Genomic DNA, 16,556 nt, shown 5'->3' with positions numbered 1-16,556 from the left:
CCCCGTGGCCGGCATGCCTATTAGTTAGGCCGTCCTGCCCGCATCCCTCGAGTTCCGCCCGTGATCCCCACGCCCGATATCGCCCTCAATCTGGGCCAGCCCCGCCGTCTGCTGATCGCCGGGGCGCCCGACGGACAGGATGCCCGCCTGCTGGCGGCGCTGGCGCGCAAGGGCGGCAGCCTGCTGCACATCGCCACCGACGATGCCCGGGCGGCACGGCTGGCGGAGGCGGTGGGCTTCTTCGCGCCGGAGATCGAGGTGGTGCCGTTCCCGGCCTGGGACTGCCTGCCCTATGACCGCGTCTCCCCCAATGGCGAGATCGTGGCCCGGCGGATCGAGGCGCTGACACGGCTGCTGCGCCCAGCCCAGCCGGGGCGGCCGCTGCTGGTCATCACCACGGTGAACGCGGCGCTGCAGAAGGTGCCGCCGCGGCTGGCCTTCCGCAATGCCAGCTTCAGCGCCACGGTGGGCGAGCGCATCAATCTGGCGGAGTTGCAGCGCTTCCTCAGCCAGAACGGCTATGTGCGGGCGCAGACGGTGCGCGAGCCGGGTGAGTTCGCCATCCGCGGCGGCATCATCGACCTGTATCCGCCGGGAACGGCCGAGCCGCTGCGTCTGGATCTGTTCGGCGACGATCTCGACGGCGTCCGCACCTTCGATCCCATGACCCAGCTGACCACGGAGAAGCGTGACGGCTTCCAGCTGACGCCCATGTCCGAGGTGTTCCTGGACGAGATGTCGGTGCAGCGCTTCCGCACCGGCTACCGCGAGCTGTTCGGGGCGGTGACGGGCGAGGACCCGCTCTATGAGGCCGTCAGCGCCGGGCGCAAACATGCCGGCATGGAACATTGGCTGCCGCTGTTCCATCCGGGGCTGGAGACACTGTTCGACTATCTGCCCCACGCCTCGGTGACGCTGGATGCCAATGTGGAGGAGGCGCGCGACCAGCGCCTGTCCCAGATCGAGGATTTCTACACTGCCCGCCGCACCCTGCAGGAGGCGGAAAAGAAGTCGGGCAATCCGGTCTACCGGCCCGTGCCCACCGGCAGCCTGTTCCTCGGCGGGGACGGATGGGATCTGCATCTGGCGGTGCGGGCCGTTGGCCAGCTGTCCCCCTTCGCCGCGGTGGAGGGCGAGACCGGCAACCGCGATCTGGCCGATGCCGGCGGCCGGCGTGGCCGCGACTTCGCCGATGCCCGCGTGCAGTCCGGGGTCAATGTCTTCGACGTGCTGCGCCAGCATGTGGACGGGCTGCTGGCCGAGGAGCGCCGTGTGGTCATCGCCGGCTATTCCGCTGGCGCCCGCGACCGTCTGGCCTCGGTGCTGAAGGAGCATGGCATCGACCGCATCAAGGCTGTGGAGGCCTGGGAGGCGGTGGGTGGGCTGCCGCGCACGACCATCGCCCTGGTGGTGCTGCCGCTGGACCATGGCTTCACCGCGCCGGGACTGGCCGTCATCACCGAGCAGGACATATTGGGTGACCGGCTGGTGCGGGCCGGGTCGAAGCGCAAGCGGCGGGCGGCCAACTTCATTTCCGAGGCGGCGGGGCTGAATCCCGGCGATCTGGTGGTGCATGTGGATCACGGCATCGGCCGCTATGACGGGCTGGAGACGCTGACCGTCGGCGGCGCCCCCCATGACTGTCTGCGCCTTCTCTATGAGGGTGGGGACAAGCTCTATGTCCCGGTCGAGAACATCGAGGTGCTGTCGCGCTTCGGCAGCGAAGAGGCGGCGACCCAGCTGGACAAGCTGGGCGGTGTGGGCTGGCAGTCGCGCAAGGCGCGGGTCAAGAAGCGGCTGAAGGACATGGCCGCAGCCCTGCTGCGCATCGCCGCCGAGCGGGCGCTGCGCCGGGCCGATGCCATCACTGTCCCGGACGGTGCCTGGGACGAGTTCTGCGCCCGCTTCCCCTTCGCCGAAACCGACGACCAGCTGCACGCCATCGAGGATGTCATCGGCGATCTGGGCGGCGGCAAGCCCATGGACCGGCTGATCTGCGGTGATGTGGGCTTCGGCAAGACCGAGGTGGCGCTGCGCGCCGCCTTCCTGGCTGTGATGGCCGGCATGCAGGTGGCGGTCGTGGTGCCGACCACGCTTCTGGCCCGCCAGCATTACCGCACCTTCGAGCAGCGCTTCCAGGGCCTGCCGGTGCGGCTGGGCCAGCTGTCGCGCATGGTCACGGGCAAGGAACAGAGCCTGGTGAAGCAGGGCCTGTCCGACGGCACCGTGGACATTGTCGTCGGCACCCATGCCCTGTTGGGCAAGGGCGTGGATTTCAAGCGGCTGGGGCTGGTCATCGTCGATGAGGAACAGCATTTCGGCGTCAAGCAGAAGGAGCGGCTGAAGGAGCTGCGCGCTGACGTGCATATGCTGACGCTGACGGCCACGCCGATCCCGCGCACGCTGCAACTGGCCCTGTCCGGCGTGCGCGAGCTGTCGGTCATCGCCACGCCGCCGGTGGACCGGCTGGCCGTGCGCACCTTCGTGCTGCCCTATGACCCGGTGGTGATCCGCGAGGCCATCCTGCGCGAGCATTACCGCGGCGGCCAGAGCTTCTATGTCTGCCCGCGGGTCGAGGATCTGGCCAAGGTCCAGCGGGCGCTGGAGGAGCTGGTGCCGGAGGTCAAGCTGATCACGGCCCACGGCCAGATGGCCGCGTCGGAGCTGGAGGACGTGATGACGGCCTTCGACGACGGCAAGTACGACGTACTGCTGGCCACCAACATCATCGAGTCCGGCCTGGACATCCCCAGCGCCAATACCATGATCGTCCACCGGTCCGACCTGTTCGGTCTGGCCCAGCTCTATCAGATCCGGGGCCGCGTCGGCCGCGCCAAGGTGCGCGGCTACGCCTATCTGACCTATCAGCCGCGCACGGTGCTGTCGACTACGGCACAGCAGCGCCTCCACGTCATCGAGACGCTGGACAGTCTGGGTGCCGGCTTCCAGCTGGCCAGCCACGACATGGATATCCGTGGCGCCGGCAACCTTCTGGGCGAGGAGCAGTCCGGCCATATCAAGGAGGTGGGTGTCGAGCTGTACCAGCAGATGCTGGAGGAGGCCGTGGCCGCCGCCCGCGAGGGCCGGGCCGAGGCCGGCGAGGCCGAGCAGGCCGGCTGGACGCCGCAGATCAATCTGGGCATGCCGGTGCTGATCCCGGAGGGCTATGTGGCCGATCTGGGCATCCGGCTGACGCTGTACCGCCGCGTGGCCGATCTGGCCGACCGGGCCGAGATCGACAGCTTCGCCGCCGAGCTGATCGACCGCTTCGGCCCGCTGCCGGAGGAGGTGGACAACCTGCTGAAGCTGGTGGAGATCAAGCGGCTGTGCAAGGAAGCCGGCATCGCCACCCTGGATGCCGGGCCCAAGGGCGCCGTCATGGGCTTCCGCGACAACAGCTTCAAGAATCCGGCCCGGCTGGTGGAATTCCTGCAGGGGCAGGCGGGCACTGCCAAGCTGCGGCCCGACCATAAGCTGGTGGTGCTGCGGCCCTGGGACAGCCCGGAGACGCGGATGGCCGGCGTGCGCACCCTGATGCAGGCCATGGCCCAGATGGCGGCGGGGCAGGCGCCGACGGAGAAGCTGGCGCCGCCGCCCCCGCCGCCGCCGGTTCCGCCCACCAACGTGCCGCTGGTGAAGTCGCGCAAGGGGCCGCCGCGCTGGCGGCGGTGACCCCGTGACGGCACATGACCGGACGGTGCGGACGGAGAATATCCTTTTGCGTCCCCCGTCCCCTCCGTTACCCTGGAGGCCGCAGCAAATGAGGGGCGCGCCATGAGCGAAACCTATGTCACGCTCAAGATCCGCGAAGCGTTGACCGTGGCCCAGGGCAGCCGCAGCCAGGCCCAGCGCGTGCTGATGGCCTGGGCGCTGGATGACGAGCAATTGCTGCGTGGCCTGTGCCGGCCCTTCCTGAAGGCCATCACCGGCAGTGCCATCGCCCGTATGGCCGGCAGCGGTGCCGGCGGCCGCGCCGCACCGCCCGCGGCGGCCAGCCCCAGTCCCCGCAGTGCCGGGCCGAAGAAGCTGCCGCCGCAGATGCTGGACGCCATCATCGCCCGCATGGGCAATCCTGGGGCATCCCCGGCGGCACCCGCCGATGAGGGCGATCAGGCCGAGGCGCTGAAATCCCTGGCCAAGGCGTTCAAACGCCCGCTTTGACCCGGCGGGCCACCGCCTGGCGCCGCGACAGCTGCATCTTCAGGAAGCACCAGCCACCGGTCAGGGAAAGCCCGGCCAGCACCAGTCCGGTCAGGCCTATGGCCAGGCGCCAGGGCAGGCCGCCGACGAAGCCTCCATGCAGCGGATAGACGGTGTTGTAGATCCGCTCGCCGCGCGGCTGGGCCAGGGCGTCCGTGCGCTCCAGCAGGGTGCCGGTCGTGGTGTCGATGCGCACGACGGTTCGGCCGTTGGGGTGCCATTCCGCCGGCTGGCGCAGGCGGAAGGTCAGGACCCCGTCCGGCGCCGGGCCGATCCGGCGGATGCTGGCGGCGGGGAACTGACGCATGGCTTCCGCCGTGGCTGCGGCCCAGCCCGGACCGGGTGATGCGGGGGCGGGAGGCGGGGCGGCCACCACGCTGCCCGCCGGCAGCACGCCCAGAATGGCCCGCGCCGCCGGCCCGAAGCAGAGCGAAACGCCGGTGATGGCGGTCAGCAGCAGCAACGGCGTCAGCAGCGTGCCGAAATCCCGGTGCCAGTCCAGCAGTCCCCGCCGCCGTCCGGTCTTCGGCCAGGGCCGGTAGCTGTGGCGGCCCGGCCAACTGGTCCAGAGGGCGATACCGGTGCCGATGAACACAAGCACTGTCAGCCCCAGCGTGCCGACCACCAGTTCCCCACCCTTGCCCAGCAGCAGGTAATGATGGAGCTGGAACAGCCAGTCCATTAGTGTGCCGCCCCTGTCCCAGCGCGACACGACGGCCAGCGTTTCGGCGTCGACCAGGGCGCCGCCACCATCCTTCAGCATCACCTCCCAGCCGGCGAAGTCCGGGTCGGGCGGGCGCAGGCCGCGCACTTCGCCTGCGAACAGGGCCGCCACCCGCTCCGCCTCCCGGCCCAGTCCGGCGGCGTCGGGCGCGGTCCAGGGCCGGGCCTGCTCGGCATAGGCCAGCTGCCGCCATAACGGGCGCGCCGTCAGCAGGGTACCGGACAGGGCGATGGCGGCGATCAGCAGACACAGCAGCAGGCCGGCCCAGGCGTGCAGGCTGCGGATCAGGACCATGGGACGCGGGGCGCCGGCCATGGGCTCAGAAATCCCGGGTCCAGCGCAGAGTCAGGGTGCGTCCGCGCCCGGCGAAGAAGCGCAGATTGTCCGTGGCCCGGTCGGTGTCGGAGATATAGGTGATGTACTGGCGGTCCAGCAGGTTCTGGATGGACAGGGTGAAAGCGCCCAGATTCTGGCCGGCGATGGTGCCCTGATAGCCCACGGCCGCGTCGAACAAGGCATACCCCTGGAAGTCATTGGCCTGCTGGTTGGCGGCGGCGATGCCCGGCCCCTCGAAATCCCGCTGCATCAGCCAGGCGCCCTGCAGACGCAGGGTCCAGTCCTGGGCAATGGTGCCCTCGACCCAGCCATTCAGCCGGTCGGGGGCGATGTTCGGGCCGTCGAGATCGGTATCAACCTTGCCGTCGCCATTGCTGTCGCGGCGCCCCTCCATGACCGAGAGGCTGCTGCCCACCTGCCAGTCCGGCGTCACCGCATAACTGGCGCGCAGTTCCAGGCCGCGGATACGGGTGCGTTCGCGCTGCACATTGTAGACGTCGCTGCCGGCCTGGCGCACCAGCAGGCTGCCCAGCTTGGCGGTGCTGCGGAACAGGGCGGCGCCCAGTGTAAGGCTGTCCAGCGTGTACTCGCCGCCGATTTCCAGATTGTTGGTCACGATGGGGCTGAGATCGACCAGATCATCGGCCCGCTGGTTGGGAATGTTGACACCGCGCAGCACACGGCCCACGTCGGGCAGGCCGAAGCCCTGGGCGAAGGAGACATAGACCGACACCCCGTCCAGCGGCCGCACCACGGCGCCGGCATTGAACAGGGTCTTGTCGAAGGAGGGCTCGCCGCCCTGGACTGTCTGCGGTCCGTAGAAATTCAAGGTGGTGTAGGTCGGCACGTCCAGCGAGGCATGATCCTGGCGTACACCGCCGGTCAGGTGCAGCCGCTTGTCGAACAGGTCCTTGTCCAGCTGCACGAAGCCCGCCACCTCGTTGAAGGTGGTCTCCGGGACCCATTTGCGGCCGGTCTGCACCAGGTCCTGGTAGGTCTTGTCGTGCAGCCAGTCCAGCCCGGCGGTGATGCCGATTCCGGTGCCGGCGATGTTGGTCCAGCTCTGGGTCAGCTTGGTGCCGATCTTTTCGGAATGGTTGGCAGACTGGTCGAAGATCAGCTGTCCCGGTGCCAGCCGGAAGGTCTGGTCGGACAGACCGCCATAGATGGCACGGAAATTCTGGTAGAAGGCCTGGCCGGTCAGCCGGCCGCCCAGGAATGCCTCGTCGGTATAGTCCAGGCTGGCGGTGCGCACCCGGTTGCTGACGGCATCGCCCTGGGGCGTCCCGCGGATGCTGGTGGCGGGCAGGTTGGCGGCACGGTTGCCGGCCTGGGCCACGTAATCCTGATCGCCTTTCAGCGTGAAGGCGTTGCCCATCAGCTGCAGGCGCCGCTCGTCGTCGATGGTCCAGCCCAGCTTCAGGAAGCCGTTCCAGCTTTTGCTGTCCATCAGATCGCCCTGGGTGTCGTCCACGGCGATGGCGCGGCCATTGGCGTCGAAGAACAGGCCACGGGTTTCCAGCGCTCCGGCGGCGGTGATGTCGATCCTGCCGATCTGGCCGCTGGTGACGGCGGCCATGCGGTAGCCCTGACCGTCATCGGAGAAATCATCGTCGCTGGTGACCTGCAGTTCGGCCTTGGTGGTCCAGGTCCCGTCCGTGGCCGGCTTGCGAGTGACGAAATTGATCAGGCCGCCGGTGGCGCCCAGCCCCTGCAGGGCGTTGGCGCCGGCGATCACCTCCACCCGTTCGATGGCGATGGGATCGATGGTGAAGCCCTCACGCGAGCCGTCGCGCAGCGGGTTCGACTGCGGCACCCCGTCGACGAGATAGACCGGCTTGCGCCCACGGAAGGTCTCGCCGGCTCCGGTCAGTTTCTGCCGGCCCGGAGAGAAGGAGGGGACGAACTGCGACAGGCTTTCGATGACATTGCCGCTGATGGCCACCTGGGTGTCGAGCGCCTGTTTGTCGATCAGCGTCACCGAATAGGGCAGGGCGGACACGGGCACCGGCGTGCGTGCCGCCGTCACCACCACTTCTTCGATGGCCGCATCGGCCTGGGCCAGGGCCGGGCCGGCGGCCAGGACCGCCAGCAGGGCGGTGCCGCAGCGGAGCAGGGGACGGGTGGCATTCAGTCGTATTGTCTGCCGCATGGTTCGCAGGCGCCTTCAAGTCCATCGGGAAAGAAGCGTCGCCTAACAGAAATGATAATCAGTCGCAATAGTGTCCGGGAGAGGCAAGATCATGAAGCCAGCGCACTGTGTTCGGTGCGGCACAGGTGGGGCCGGCCGCCGGGCACACGGTCCCGTCAGCGCAGAACCGTGCAGATGCGGTCGCGGCACTGGATCAGCACGAACATGTCCTTCTGGCCGGTGCAGGCGATCTTGTAGATGATTTCCGGCGTGCGGCCATTGACCCGCTTCATGGTCTCCACCTTGCCCGGCGTGCAGCTGGCCAGCCGGGCGGCATCCTTGGCCTCGGCCTGCTGGGCGCGGGCTGGCAGGCTGGCAACAGCGAGGCTGGCGGCCAGGACGGCGAGGGCGGCAAGGCCGGGCAGCAAGGAGCGGCGGGTTCTCGAGCGCATGGGCAAGGAATGATCCCGGTGGCGGCAGTGCGCAAGGGGCAAACAGCAAAAACCCCCGCCGGCGAACGGCGGGGGCTGATGCCGGCTGACCGGTGCGGACCCAGATGGACCCGCGGGTCGATCAGACGCTGTAGTACATCTTGTACTCGATCGGGTGCGGCGAGGTCTCGAAGGCCAGGACCTCTTCCATCTTCAGATCGATGTAGGAGTTGATCATGTCCTCGGTGAACACGTCGCCCTTCTTCAGGAACTCATTGTCGGCGGCCAGGTTCTCCATGGCCTCGCGCAGCGAGCGGCAGACGGTCGGAATGTCCTTCAGCTCCTCCGGCGGCAGGTCATACAGGTTCTTGTCCATGGCATCGCCCGGATGGATCTTGTTCTGGATGCCATCGAGGCCGGCCATCAGCATGGCGGCGAACGCCAGATAGGGGTTGGCGGCCGGGTCGGGGAAACGGACCTCGACGCGCTTGCCCTTCGGGCTGTTGACATAGGGGATGCGGCAGGAGGCCGAGCGGTTGCGGCTGGAATAGGCCAGCAGCACCGGGGCTTCGTAGCCCGGCACCAGACGCTTGTAGCTGTTGGTGGTCGGGTTGGTGAAGGCGTTCAGGGCGCGGGCATGCTTGATGATGCCGCCGATATAGTACAGCGCGGTGTCCGACAGGTCGGCATAGCCGGAGCCGGCGAACAGGGGCTTGCCGTCCTTCCAGATCGACTGGTGACAGTGCATGCCCGAGCCGTTGTCGCCGAAGACCGGCTTCGGCATGAAGGTGGCGGTCTTGCCGTAGCTGTGGGCCACGTTGTGGACCACATACTTGAACAGCTGCATGCCGTCGGCCATCTTCACCAGCGTGCCGAACTTCACGCCCAGCTCGTGCTGCGAGGCGGCGACCTCGTGGTGGTGCTTCTCGATCTCGACGCCCATGTCGCCCAGAACGGTCAGCATCTCGGCGCGCAGATCCTGGGCACTGTCGACCGGGGCCACGGGGAAATAGCCGCCCTTCACCGCCGGGCGGTGGGCCAGATTGCCGCCCTCATAGGCCTTGCTGGAGGTGTAGGGGCCTTCCTCGCTGTCGAACTCGTACATCACCTTGTTCATCGAGACTTCGAACTTCACGTCGTCGAAGACGAAGAACTCGGCCTCGGGGCCGAAATAGGCGGTGTCACCGATGCCGGCGGAAGCCATGTACTTCTCGGCGGCCTTGGCGATGGAGCGCGGATCGCGCTTGTAGGGCTGGCCGGTGGAGGGCTCGTACACGTCACAGAAGATGGTCAGCAGCGGCTGGGCCGCGAACGGGTCCATGACGGCGGTCGAGGCATCCGGCATCAGGATCATGTCCGACTCGTTGATCGCCTTCCAGCCGGCGATCGAGGACCCGTCGAACATGACGCCGTCGGTGAACATATCCTCGTTCACCGTGCAGATGTGCTGCGCCGTATGCTGCAGCTTGCCCTTCGGGTCGGTGAAGCGGAAGTCGACGTACTTGACGTCATGCTCTTTGATCAGGTCGAAGACTTTGGAGATGTCAGACATAGCCTCGGAGTCCGTTGTTTGAGGTTTGTCGCCGGTAGGCAGGCGTCGCGCCGGGGCCGCAGGTCGGCTGGGCGGACGGAATGGAAATGGGAAGGCCGGGCATCCCGACCCTCCGCCGGGCGTCAGCCCCCTGGGGTGGCGTCAGCCCGAAATCAGATGGCGTCGGGTCCGCGCTCGCCGGTGCGGATGCGGATCACCTCCTCGACCTGGGTGACGAAGATCTTGCCGTCGCCGATGCGCCCGGTATGGGCCGCCTGCTGGATGGCTTCGATCGCCCGGTCGACCATCGTGTCGTCCATGACGATCTCGATCTTCACCTTCGGCAGGAAATCCACCACGTACTCGGCGCCGCGGTAGAGTTCGGTATGGCCCTTCTGGCGGCCGAAGCCCTTGGCCTCGGTCACGGTGATGCCCTTGATCCCCACTTCGTGGAGGGCTTCCTTCACCTCGTCCAGCTTGAACGGCTTGATGATCGCTTCGATTTTCTTCATCGAGTCCCGCTGCTCCCTTCGCGGCGGCCATCCCGCCGATGGCGTCAGCCTCCGCGGCCCCGGATGCCGCGACCTCTACGGCACGACGTCGTCAGGGGGGGCGCAGGCAGCCGGCGCAGGTTCAATTGTAAGCACACCCTGTGCCATCACTCCAAGCGGGCATTCCGCATGGGCTCAGGGGCCAGCACCCCGTTTGCCTGCTCATCATAAGGGCAAATGATTGCCTGAATAATAACCATGTCGCCTGATCTAACGGCATATTCGGCGCTGGCCGGCCGTTTCGGCTGCAACATGCCCAGATTACGGGCGGTTCCGGCGCATCCCGAAAAAATTCCAGGCACGGTGAAGACAGCGCTTGACGCCGGGGATGCGCTACGGCATACAGCGGCTCCCAACGGCGGCGATGGTAGCTCAGTTGGTAGAGCCCTCGGTTGTGGTCCGAGTGGTCGTGGGTTCGAGTCCCATCCATCGCCCCAGTTGCCCCGCTCGACAGAGCCTTCCCAACGACAATCCGGCCATGGTTTCAAGTCACACCGTTCTTCGGCGTGGCCTCTATCCATTTGCGCAGGCCGGCCGGTTGCCGCCCTGGCGCCTTTGGCCCCATCATGGCGCCCTGCCGTCGACGGCGGGTGCGCCAGGCGCTTGCCGTCCATCCTCGTCCTGTACCAGGGGGCGTCCATGCGCGCCGAATTACTCAGCATAGAGCAGATGTATGCGGCCGACCGCGCCGCCATGGCCGCCGGCATCGCCGGAACGGCGCTGATGGAGCGGGCCGGCCGCGCTGTGGCCGAGGCGGTGGCTGCCCGCTGGACAGCGCGGCCGGTCACGGTGCTGTGCGGACCCGGCAACAATGGCGGCGACGGTTTCGTCGCGGCCCGCCATCTGCGTGCCATGGGCTGGCCGGTGCGGCTGGCCCTGCTGGGCGCGCGGGACGGGCTGGCCGGCGATGCCGCCTGGGCGGCCGCGGGCTGGGACGGGTCGGTGGAGATGGCCGACCCCGCTGTGTTGACCGGGGCCGGCCTTGTCATCGACGCCCTGTTCGGCGCCGGGCTGACCCGGCCGCTGGAGGACATGGCGCAGACGCTGGTGGAGGCGGTGATTGCCGCCGGCCTGCCGGTGGTGGCCGTGGATGTGCCCAGCGGCGTCAATGGTGATGACGGCAGCGTCATGGGGATCGCGCCGCGGGCGGCCCTCACCGTCACCTTCTTCCGCCGCAAGCCGGGGCATCTGCTGCTGCCGGGCCGGCTCCATTGCGGCGAGATCGTGCTGGCCGATATCGGCATTCCCGACACGGTGCTGCCGGATCTGGAGATCCGCTGCCGGGAGAACGGGCCGGATCTGTGGCTGGACCGGTTTCCCTGGCCGCAGGCTGACGGTCATAAATACAGCCGCGGCCATGCGCTGCTGCTGGGGGGCGGGGTGATGACCGGGGCCGGGCGGCTGGCGGCCCGCGCCGCGCTGCGCGCCGGGGCGGGGTTGGTGACCATTGCCGCGCCCATGGCTGCCCTGCCGATCTATGCCGTGTCGATCCCGTCGGCCATCGTGATGCCGGCCGACGACCCGGCCGCCTGGACGGCGCTGCTGGATGACCCGCGGCGCAATGCCGTGCTGCTGGGACCCGGTGCCGGGGCCGACGACCGGCTGAAGAAGGCTGTGCGCGAGGCGCTGTGCAACGAGAAGGCCGGCGTGCTGGATGCCGACGTCTTCACCGCCTTCGCCGGCGATCTGGACAGTTTGCGGATCGGTCTCAATGACCATTGGCTGCTGACTCCCCATGCCGGTGAATTCGAGCGGCTGTTCGGGGATCTTCCGGGCAGCAAGCTGGAGCGGGTGCGGCTGGCGGCCCTGGAGAGCCGGGCCGTGGTGCTGCTGAAAGGGGCCGACACAGTCATCGCTCATCCCGACGGCCGCGCAGTGATCGCGGCCAATGGTACGCCCGACCTGGCCACGGCTGGCAGCGGCGATGTTCTGTCCGGACTGGCCCTGGGGCTGCTGGCCCAGGGGCTGGACGCGTTCGATGCCGCCTGCATCGCCGCCTGGCTGCATGGCGAGGCCGGCCGACTGGCCGGACCCGGCCTGATCGCCGAGGATCTTCCCGAACTGCTGCCGCCGGTGCTGCGCCGGCTCAAAGGGGGGGAGGAGCGCAGAGGGGGAAGGGGCTGAGCCGCCGCTTGCAGGCGTCGGCCGACATGGGGAGACTCCGGCCATGACCAGCGAGACCAAGACATCTTCACCGCCCGTATCGCCGCTCGTCGAGGCATCCGCCGACTCCACCCGGCCGCTGTCGCTGCCACCGCCGTCCCGGGAGGCGGGGCTGTTCGACCGCACACTGGGCAATCTGCGCACGGTCTGGCGCGACATCGCCAGTTCGGCCCTGGGTGTCGTCGACACTCTACGGACCGGCGGCCGCAGCGAGGAGGAGCGCTGGCGCGACCAGATCCGCGACTGTCTGGCGGCGCGCGGCGGCGAAGTATCGGCGCGGGCGCGGGCCGCCGATCTGGGGCGCACCTATCTGGGGCTGGATGCCGAGGGGCGCGCGCGCTTCCTGCGTCTGCTGGCGGCAGATTTCGATGTGGACCGGGCGGCGGTGGACCGGGCGGTGCGGGTGTTCAACCAGGCCGCCGACCCGGTGGCCCGCGGCGAGGCGGAGCGGGCCCTGCGCCGCGTACTGGAACCCGGCCGGCTGAAACTGCTGACCCAGTTCAACACCCTGCCGGACGGGGTGAAGTTCCTGGTGGAGATGCGGGCCGAACTGCTGGACCTGTCACGCTCGGCTCCACCGGCGGACACGCCGCTGTATGCGGCGCTGGAGGCCGACCTCAAGGGGCTGCTGGCCGGCTGGTTCGATGTGGGATTCCTGGATCTGCGCCGCATCACCTGGGACAGCCCAGCCAGCCTGCTGGAAAAGCTGATCCGGTATGAGGCCGTCCATGCCATCCGCGGCTGGCAGGACCTGAAGGACAGGCTGGACAGCGACCGGCGCTGCTTCGGCTTCTTCCATCCGCGCATGCCGGACGAGCCCCTGATCTTCGTGGAGGTGGCGCTGGTGCGGGGGCTGGCCGACAGCGTGCAGGTTCTGCTGGACGCCGAGGCGCCGCCCATCGACCCGGCCACGGCCGATACGGCCATCTTCTATTCCATTTCCAATGCCCAGAAGGGGTTGGCCGGAATCAGCTTCGGCAATTTCCTGATCAAGCGTGTGGTCGATCTGCTGCAGGGCGAGTTCGGCAATCTTCGCCAATTCGCCACCCTGTCGCCGATTCCCGGCTTTCGCCGTTGGCTGGAGCGCGAAGTGCAGAGTCAGGGCGACCTGATGCTGGCAGCCGGCGAAGGCGAGCGGCTGGCAGGTGTCGTTTCGGAGCCGGACCGGCCTCTGCTGGCTGCGGCATTGGACGGTTTCGCTGACGACCTGGCGCGGCAGGAGCTTCTGCGTCCGATCCTGATGCGGCTGGCCGCGACCTATCTGCTGACGGCGCGCAAGGGGCCGCGTGCAGCCGATCCGGTGGCCCATTTTCATCTCAGCAACGGGGCCCGGGTGGAACGGCTGAACTGGATGGCGGATGCCTCGCCAAAAGGAAACGCAGAATCATACGGGATGATGGTCAACTATGCCTATCGGCTCGCCAGTATCGACGTTAACCATGAATCCTATCGGGGAGAGAGTAAAATCACTTCATCCGCGGCAATGAGATCCTTGCTTAAGGCCTCTGCCTGAATTACCGTTTTACGTGCGCTTTAACACGTTATTAGTGCTAATCGCGTAGAAGCGATCTGCGGGGATGAGGGGGTCGCCATGGGTCTTTCGCTGTTCAAACGGTCACGGTCCATGGAAGCGCCGGTCCCCGGCGCGGTCTACCGGCGGGTGCTGCCAGGCAATGTCGTGGAAACGGCCCGGGTCGTGGCCATCACCGACCGGGGGCTGCCGCTGCCCCATGTGCGCTTCGTCCTGCGCAATGCCGTGACCGATGGGGCCACCGAAGGCACGGTCCGCATCCTGTCCCTGGACAGTTTCCACCGCGCCTTTTCCAAATTGGACGTCGACTGACGGTCTTTTCCCGGGGCGCGGATCCGCGCTTGGCCGTTCCGCTGGCGGAGCGGACGGCCTATATAGGCGAGATGATCCCGGCCGGTCGCGGCCGGGGCCGGGACTCCGCAGAACGGGTCCCGCGGCAATAATCGCCTGTTCCGGGAAGGAAGACGCTCCGCCATGCCCGATACCTCCATTCTCGCTCCGGCCCTCTCCGGTCCCGAGGCCGTGGCCCGTCGCCTGCGCCTGTTGAAGGCGCTGGAGCGCAAGGTGCTGTGGCTCAGCACCTGGATGATCCACAATGCCAACCATCTGCGCGACAGCCGCGACGGGCTGAAGGTCGGCGGACACCAGGCCTCCAGCGCCTCGCTCGCCACCATCATGACCGCGCTCTATTTCGACGTGCTGCGGCCGCAGGACCGGGTGGCGGTGAAGCCCCATGCCAGCCCCGTTTTCCATGCCATCCAATACCTGATGGGCCGGCAGACGCGGGAGAAGATGGAGCGGTTCCGGGCGCTGGGCGGGGCGCAGAGCTATCCCTCGCGCACCAAGGACACCGCAGACGTGGACTTCTCCACCGGTTCGGTCGGGTTGGGCGTCGCCATCACCGCCTTCGCCAGTCTGGTGCAGGATTATGTGCAGCTGAAGGGCCTGAGCCCGCAGCCGCAGGGCCGCATGGTTGCCCTGGTCGGGGATGCCGAACTGGATGAAGGCAATGTCTTCGAGGCCATGCTGGAAGGCTGGAAGCACGATCTGCGCAACGCCTGGTGGATCATCGACTACAACCGCCAGAGTCTGGACAGTGTGGTATCGGACAAGCTGTGGGTTCCGATCGAGGGCATGTTCCGCTCGCTGGGCTGGCAGGTGAACATCCTGAAATACGGCAAGCGGCTGGAGGCCGCCTTCCGCCGCCCCGGCGGCGATGCCCTGCGCCAGTGGATCGATGGTTGTCCCAACCAGCTCTATTCCGCTTTGACCTTCAAGGGGGGCGCCGCCTGGCGCGAGATCCTGAAACGGGACCTGGGCGACACGTCCGGCATCCGGGCGCTGCTGGACGAGCATGACGACGCCATGCTGGGCGCCCTGATGACCAATCTGGCCGGCCATGACCTGGAAACGCTGCTGGAGAGCTTCCATGCGGCGGAGAGCGAGCAGCCCGCCTGCTTCATCGCCTATACTGTCAAGGGCATGGGGCTGCCGTTCCAGGGCCATAAGGACAATCACGCCGGGCTGATGAATCCGGAGCAGATCGCCGCCTTTAAGGCCCAGTGCAACCTGCGCGACGGCGAGGAGTGGGAGCGCTTCGCCGGCCTCGACGTGGATGTGGCGGAGTTGCAGCGCTTCCTGACGGAAGAGGTGCCCTTCGTCGCCGGCGATGGCCGTAGCGGCGCTGGCGGCAGCCGCCGTCTGTCTGCCGCATCCGTCCCGGTTCCGACGGTGCTGGACGTGCCGCTGAGTGAGCGCATGTCGACGCAGGAGGGATTCGGCAAGATTCTGGGCGAACTGGCGAAGCAGGACAGCGAACTGGCCGCGCGCATCGTCACCACCTCGCCCGACGTGACCGTGTCCACCAATCTCGGCGCCTGGGTCAACCGCCGTGGCCTGTTCGACCGCGCGCTGCGCGAGGACATCTTCAAGGAGCAGAAGGTGGTGTCGGCCCAGCGCTGGCAGGGCAGCCCCGAGGGCCAGCATCTGGAGCTGGGCATCGCCGAGCACAACCTGTTCCTGATGCTGGGGGCCTTGGGCCTGAGCCACGACCTGTTCGGGGCGCGGCTGCTGCCCATCGGCACGCTGTACGATCCCTTTGTGAAGCGCGGGCTGGATGCGCTGAACTATGCGCTCTATCAGGATGCCCGCTTCATGGTGGTGGCGACGCCGTCGGGTGTGACGCTGGCACCGGAAGGCGGTGCCCACCAGTCCATCGCCACGCCGCTGATCGGAATCGGTCTGCCCAAGCTGGCCAGCTTCGAGCCGGCCTATGTGGATGAGCTGGCCGCCATCATGCGCTGGGGTTTCGCGCATATGCAGGCGGCGGACGGGGGCAGCCTCTATCTGCGCCTGTCCACCCGCAGCATCGACCAGCCGGCCCGGCCGCTGGACACGGCGGCTGTGATCGAGGGGGGCTATTGGCTGAAGCCGCCGGCCGCGGACGCCGACCTTGCCATCATCGCCATGGGCACGGTACTGCCGGAGGCGCTGGAAGCCCATGCCCAGCTGCTGGAGGATGTGCCCGGGGCCGGGCTGCTGGCCGTGACCTCGGCCGACCGTCTGCATGCCGGCTGGTCGGCGGCCCGCAAGGCACGGCAGCAGGGCGGGGCCGCGGACAGTCCGGTCGAGCGGCTTCTGGGCGCGCTTTCGCCGCAGGCCCGCCTGGTGACCGTGGTCGACGGCCACCCCGCCACCCTGTCCTGGCTGGGGGCGGTGCGGGGGCACCGGGTGGCGCCGCTGGGGGTGGAGCAGTTCGGCCAGTCCGCCGACATTCCCGATCTTTACCGGGCCATGGGCATCGACGCCGACGGAATCCTCGATGCCGCTGCCCGCGTGCTGCTGGATTAGCGGCGGCCGTTCCCTTTTGTTCCGCCGGGCCGCTCTCTGACCGACATGGTGCTTGGCGTGGGCGGAAGTGCTTGCTATACGGTGCGCTCCCCCGGTCGGGCTTTCCCG

Annotated in this window: 11 protein-coding genes and 1 tRNA gene; 7 read left to right on the top strand and 5 right to left on the bottom strand. The window is 67.9% G+C overall.

The window, feature by feature from the left end; translation table 11 throughout:
• Positions 1–60: 60 nt before the first annotated feature.
• Both mfd and DK368_RS01780 read left to right on the top strand, forming a co-directional pair.
• Positions 61–3,672 carry a transcription-repair coupling factor gene (mfd, locus tag DK368_RS01785; RefSeq protein ID WP_240002285.1) on the top strand — a complete coding sequence of 1,204 codons (3,612 nt, stop codon included), beginning with the start codon at positions 61–63 and terminating at the stop codon, positions 3,670–3,672.
• Positions 3,673–3,774: 102 nt separating this feature from the next.
• On the top strand, positions 3,775–4,161 hold the full coding sequence (locus tag DK368_RS01780; protein ID WP_114391826.1) for a hypothetical protein: 387 nt from the start codon (positions 3,775–3,777) through the stop codon (positions 4,159–4,161).
• Here the strand turns inward: DK368_RS01780 and DK368_RS01775 are convergent.
• From DK368_RS01775 to DK368_RS01755, 5 genes are all read right to left on the bottom strand, one after another.
• Positions 4,145–5,239 carry a PepSY-associated TM helix domain-containing protein gene (locus tag DK368_RS01775; protein WP_114391825.1) on the bottom strand — a complete coding sequence of 365 codons (1,095 nt, stop codon included), beginning with the start codon at positions 5,237–5,239 and terminating at the stop codon, positions 4,145–4,147. The two genes, DK368_RS01780 and DK368_RS01775, sit on opposite strands and share 17 nt — an antisense overlap.
• 4 nt (positions 5,240–5,243) lie before the next feature.
• Positions 5,244–7,412 carry a TonB-dependent receptor gene (locus DK368_RS01770; RefSeq protein WP_114391824.1) on the bottom strand — a complete coding sequence of 723 codons (2,169 nt, stop codon included), beginning with the start codon at positions 7,410–7,412 and terminating at the stop codon, positions 5,244–5,246.
• Positions 7,413–7,567: 155 nt separating this feature from the next.
• Entirely contained in the window at positions 7,568–7,843 is a 276-nt protein-coding gene (locus DK368_RS01765) for a hypothetical protein (protein WP_114391823.1), read from the bottom strand.
• Between the two features lie 121 nt (positions 7,844–7,964).
• Entirely contained in the window at positions 7,965–9,374 is a 1,410-nt protein-coding gene (gene glnA / locus DK368_RS01760) for a type I glutamate--ammonia ligase (protein WP_114391822.1), read from the bottom strand.
• A 152-nt stretch (positions 9,375–9,526) separates the two neighbouring features.
• Positions 9,527–9,865: a P-II family nitrogen regulator gene (locus tag DK368_RS01755; protein ID WP_114391821.1), complete on the bottom strand. Its 339-nt coding sequence runs from the start codon at positions 9,863–9,865 to the stop codon at positions 9,527–9,529.
• 400 nt (positions 9,866–10,265) lie between these two features.
• On the opposite strand from DK368_RS01755, the gene DK368_RS01750 reads away from it, so the two are divergent.
• The 5 genes from DK368_RS01750 (at position 10,266) to DK368_RS01730 (ending at position 16,448) form a co-directional block, all read left to right on the top strand.
• A tRNA-His gene (locus tag DK368_RS01750) sits at positions 10,266–10,341 on the top strand.
• Between the two features lie 202 nt (positions 10,342–10,543).
• Entirely contained in the window at positions 10,544–12,028 is a 1,485-nt protein-coding gene (locus DK368_RS01745; RefSeq protein ID WP_114391820.1) for an NAD(P)H-hydrate dehydratase, read from the top strand.
• Between the two features lie 43 nt (positions 12,029–12,071).
• A complete protein-coding gene (locus DK368_RS01740) occupies positions 12,072–13,580 on the top strand; it encodes a malonyl-CoA decarboxylase (protein WP_114391819.1) in 1,509 nt (502 codons plus the stop codon).
• A 111-nt stretch (positions 13,581–13,691) separates the two neighbouring features.
• Positions 13,692–13,910, top strand: coding sequence for a hypothetical protein (locus DK368_RS01735; RefSeq protein ID WP_162305818.1), 219 nt, complete (start codon positions 13,692–13,694; stop codon positions 13,908–13,910).
• 162 nt (positions 13,911–14,072) lie between these two features.
• Positions 14,073–16,448 (top strand): transketolase-like TK C-terminal-containing protein, encoded by a 2,376-nt coding sequence (locus tag DK368_RS01730; protein WP_114391817.1) that lies wholly within the window; start codon positions 14,073–14,075, stop codon positions 16,446–16,448.
• The last annotated feature ends 108 nt before the right edge of the window (positions 16,449–16,556 follow it).

It is taken from the genome of Oleisolibacter albus (assembly GCF_003336875.1).
Lineage (GTDB): Bacteria > Pseudomonadota > Alphaproteobacteria > Azospirillales > Azospirillaceae > Niveispirillum > Niveispirillum album.
Note: the sequence above shows the minus strand (reverse complement) of the source record. Positions and strands in the feature narration are given on the sequence as shown.

What these genes read in the sequence shown, in the direction of transcription:
- DK368_RS01735 (WP_162305818.1), top strand. Translation starts at nt 13,692, where the DNA reads ATGGAAGCGCCGGTCCCCGGCGCGGTCTACCGGCGGGTGCTGCCAGGC.
- DK368_RS01730 (WP_114391817.1), top strand. Translation starts at nt 14,073, where the DNA reads ATGCCCGATACCTCCATTCTCGCTCCGGCCCTCTCCGGTCCCGAGGCC.
- DK368_RS01770 (WP_114391824.1), bottom strand. Translation starts at nt 7,412, where the DNA reads ATGCGGCAGACAATACGACTGAATGCCACCCGTCCCCTGCTCCGCTGC.
- glnA (WP_114391822.1), bottom strand. Translation starts at nt 9,374, where the DNA reads ATGTCTGACATCTCCAAAGTCTTCGACCTGATCAAAGAGCATGACGTC.
- DK368_RS01740 (WP_114391819.1), top strand. Translation starts at nt 12,072, where the DNA reads ATGACCAGCGAGACCAAGACATCTTCACCGCCCGTATCGCCGCTCGTC.
- DK368_RS01765 (WP_114391823.1), bottom strand. Translation starts at nt 7,843, where the DNA reads ATGCGCTCGAGAACCCGCCGCTCCTTGCTGCCCGGCCTTGCCGCCCTC.
- DK368_RS01780 (WP_114391826.1), top strand. Translation starts at nt 3,775, where the DNA reads ATGAGCGAAACCTATGTCACGCTCAAGATCCGCGAAGCGTTGACCGTG.
- DK368_RS01775 (WP_114391825.1), bottom strand. Translation starts at nt 5,239, where the DNA reads ATGGCCGGCGCCCCGCGTCCCATGGTCCTGATCCGCAGCCTGCACGCC.
- DK368_RS01745 (WP_114391820.1), top strand. Translation starts at nt 10,544, where the DNA reads ATGCGCGCCGAATTACTCAGCATAGAGCAGATGTATGCGGCCGACCGC.
- DK368_RS01755 (WP_114391821.1), bottom strand. Translation starts at nt 9,865, where the DNA reads ATGAAGAAAATCGAAGCGATCATCAAGCCGTTCAAGCTGGACGAGGTG.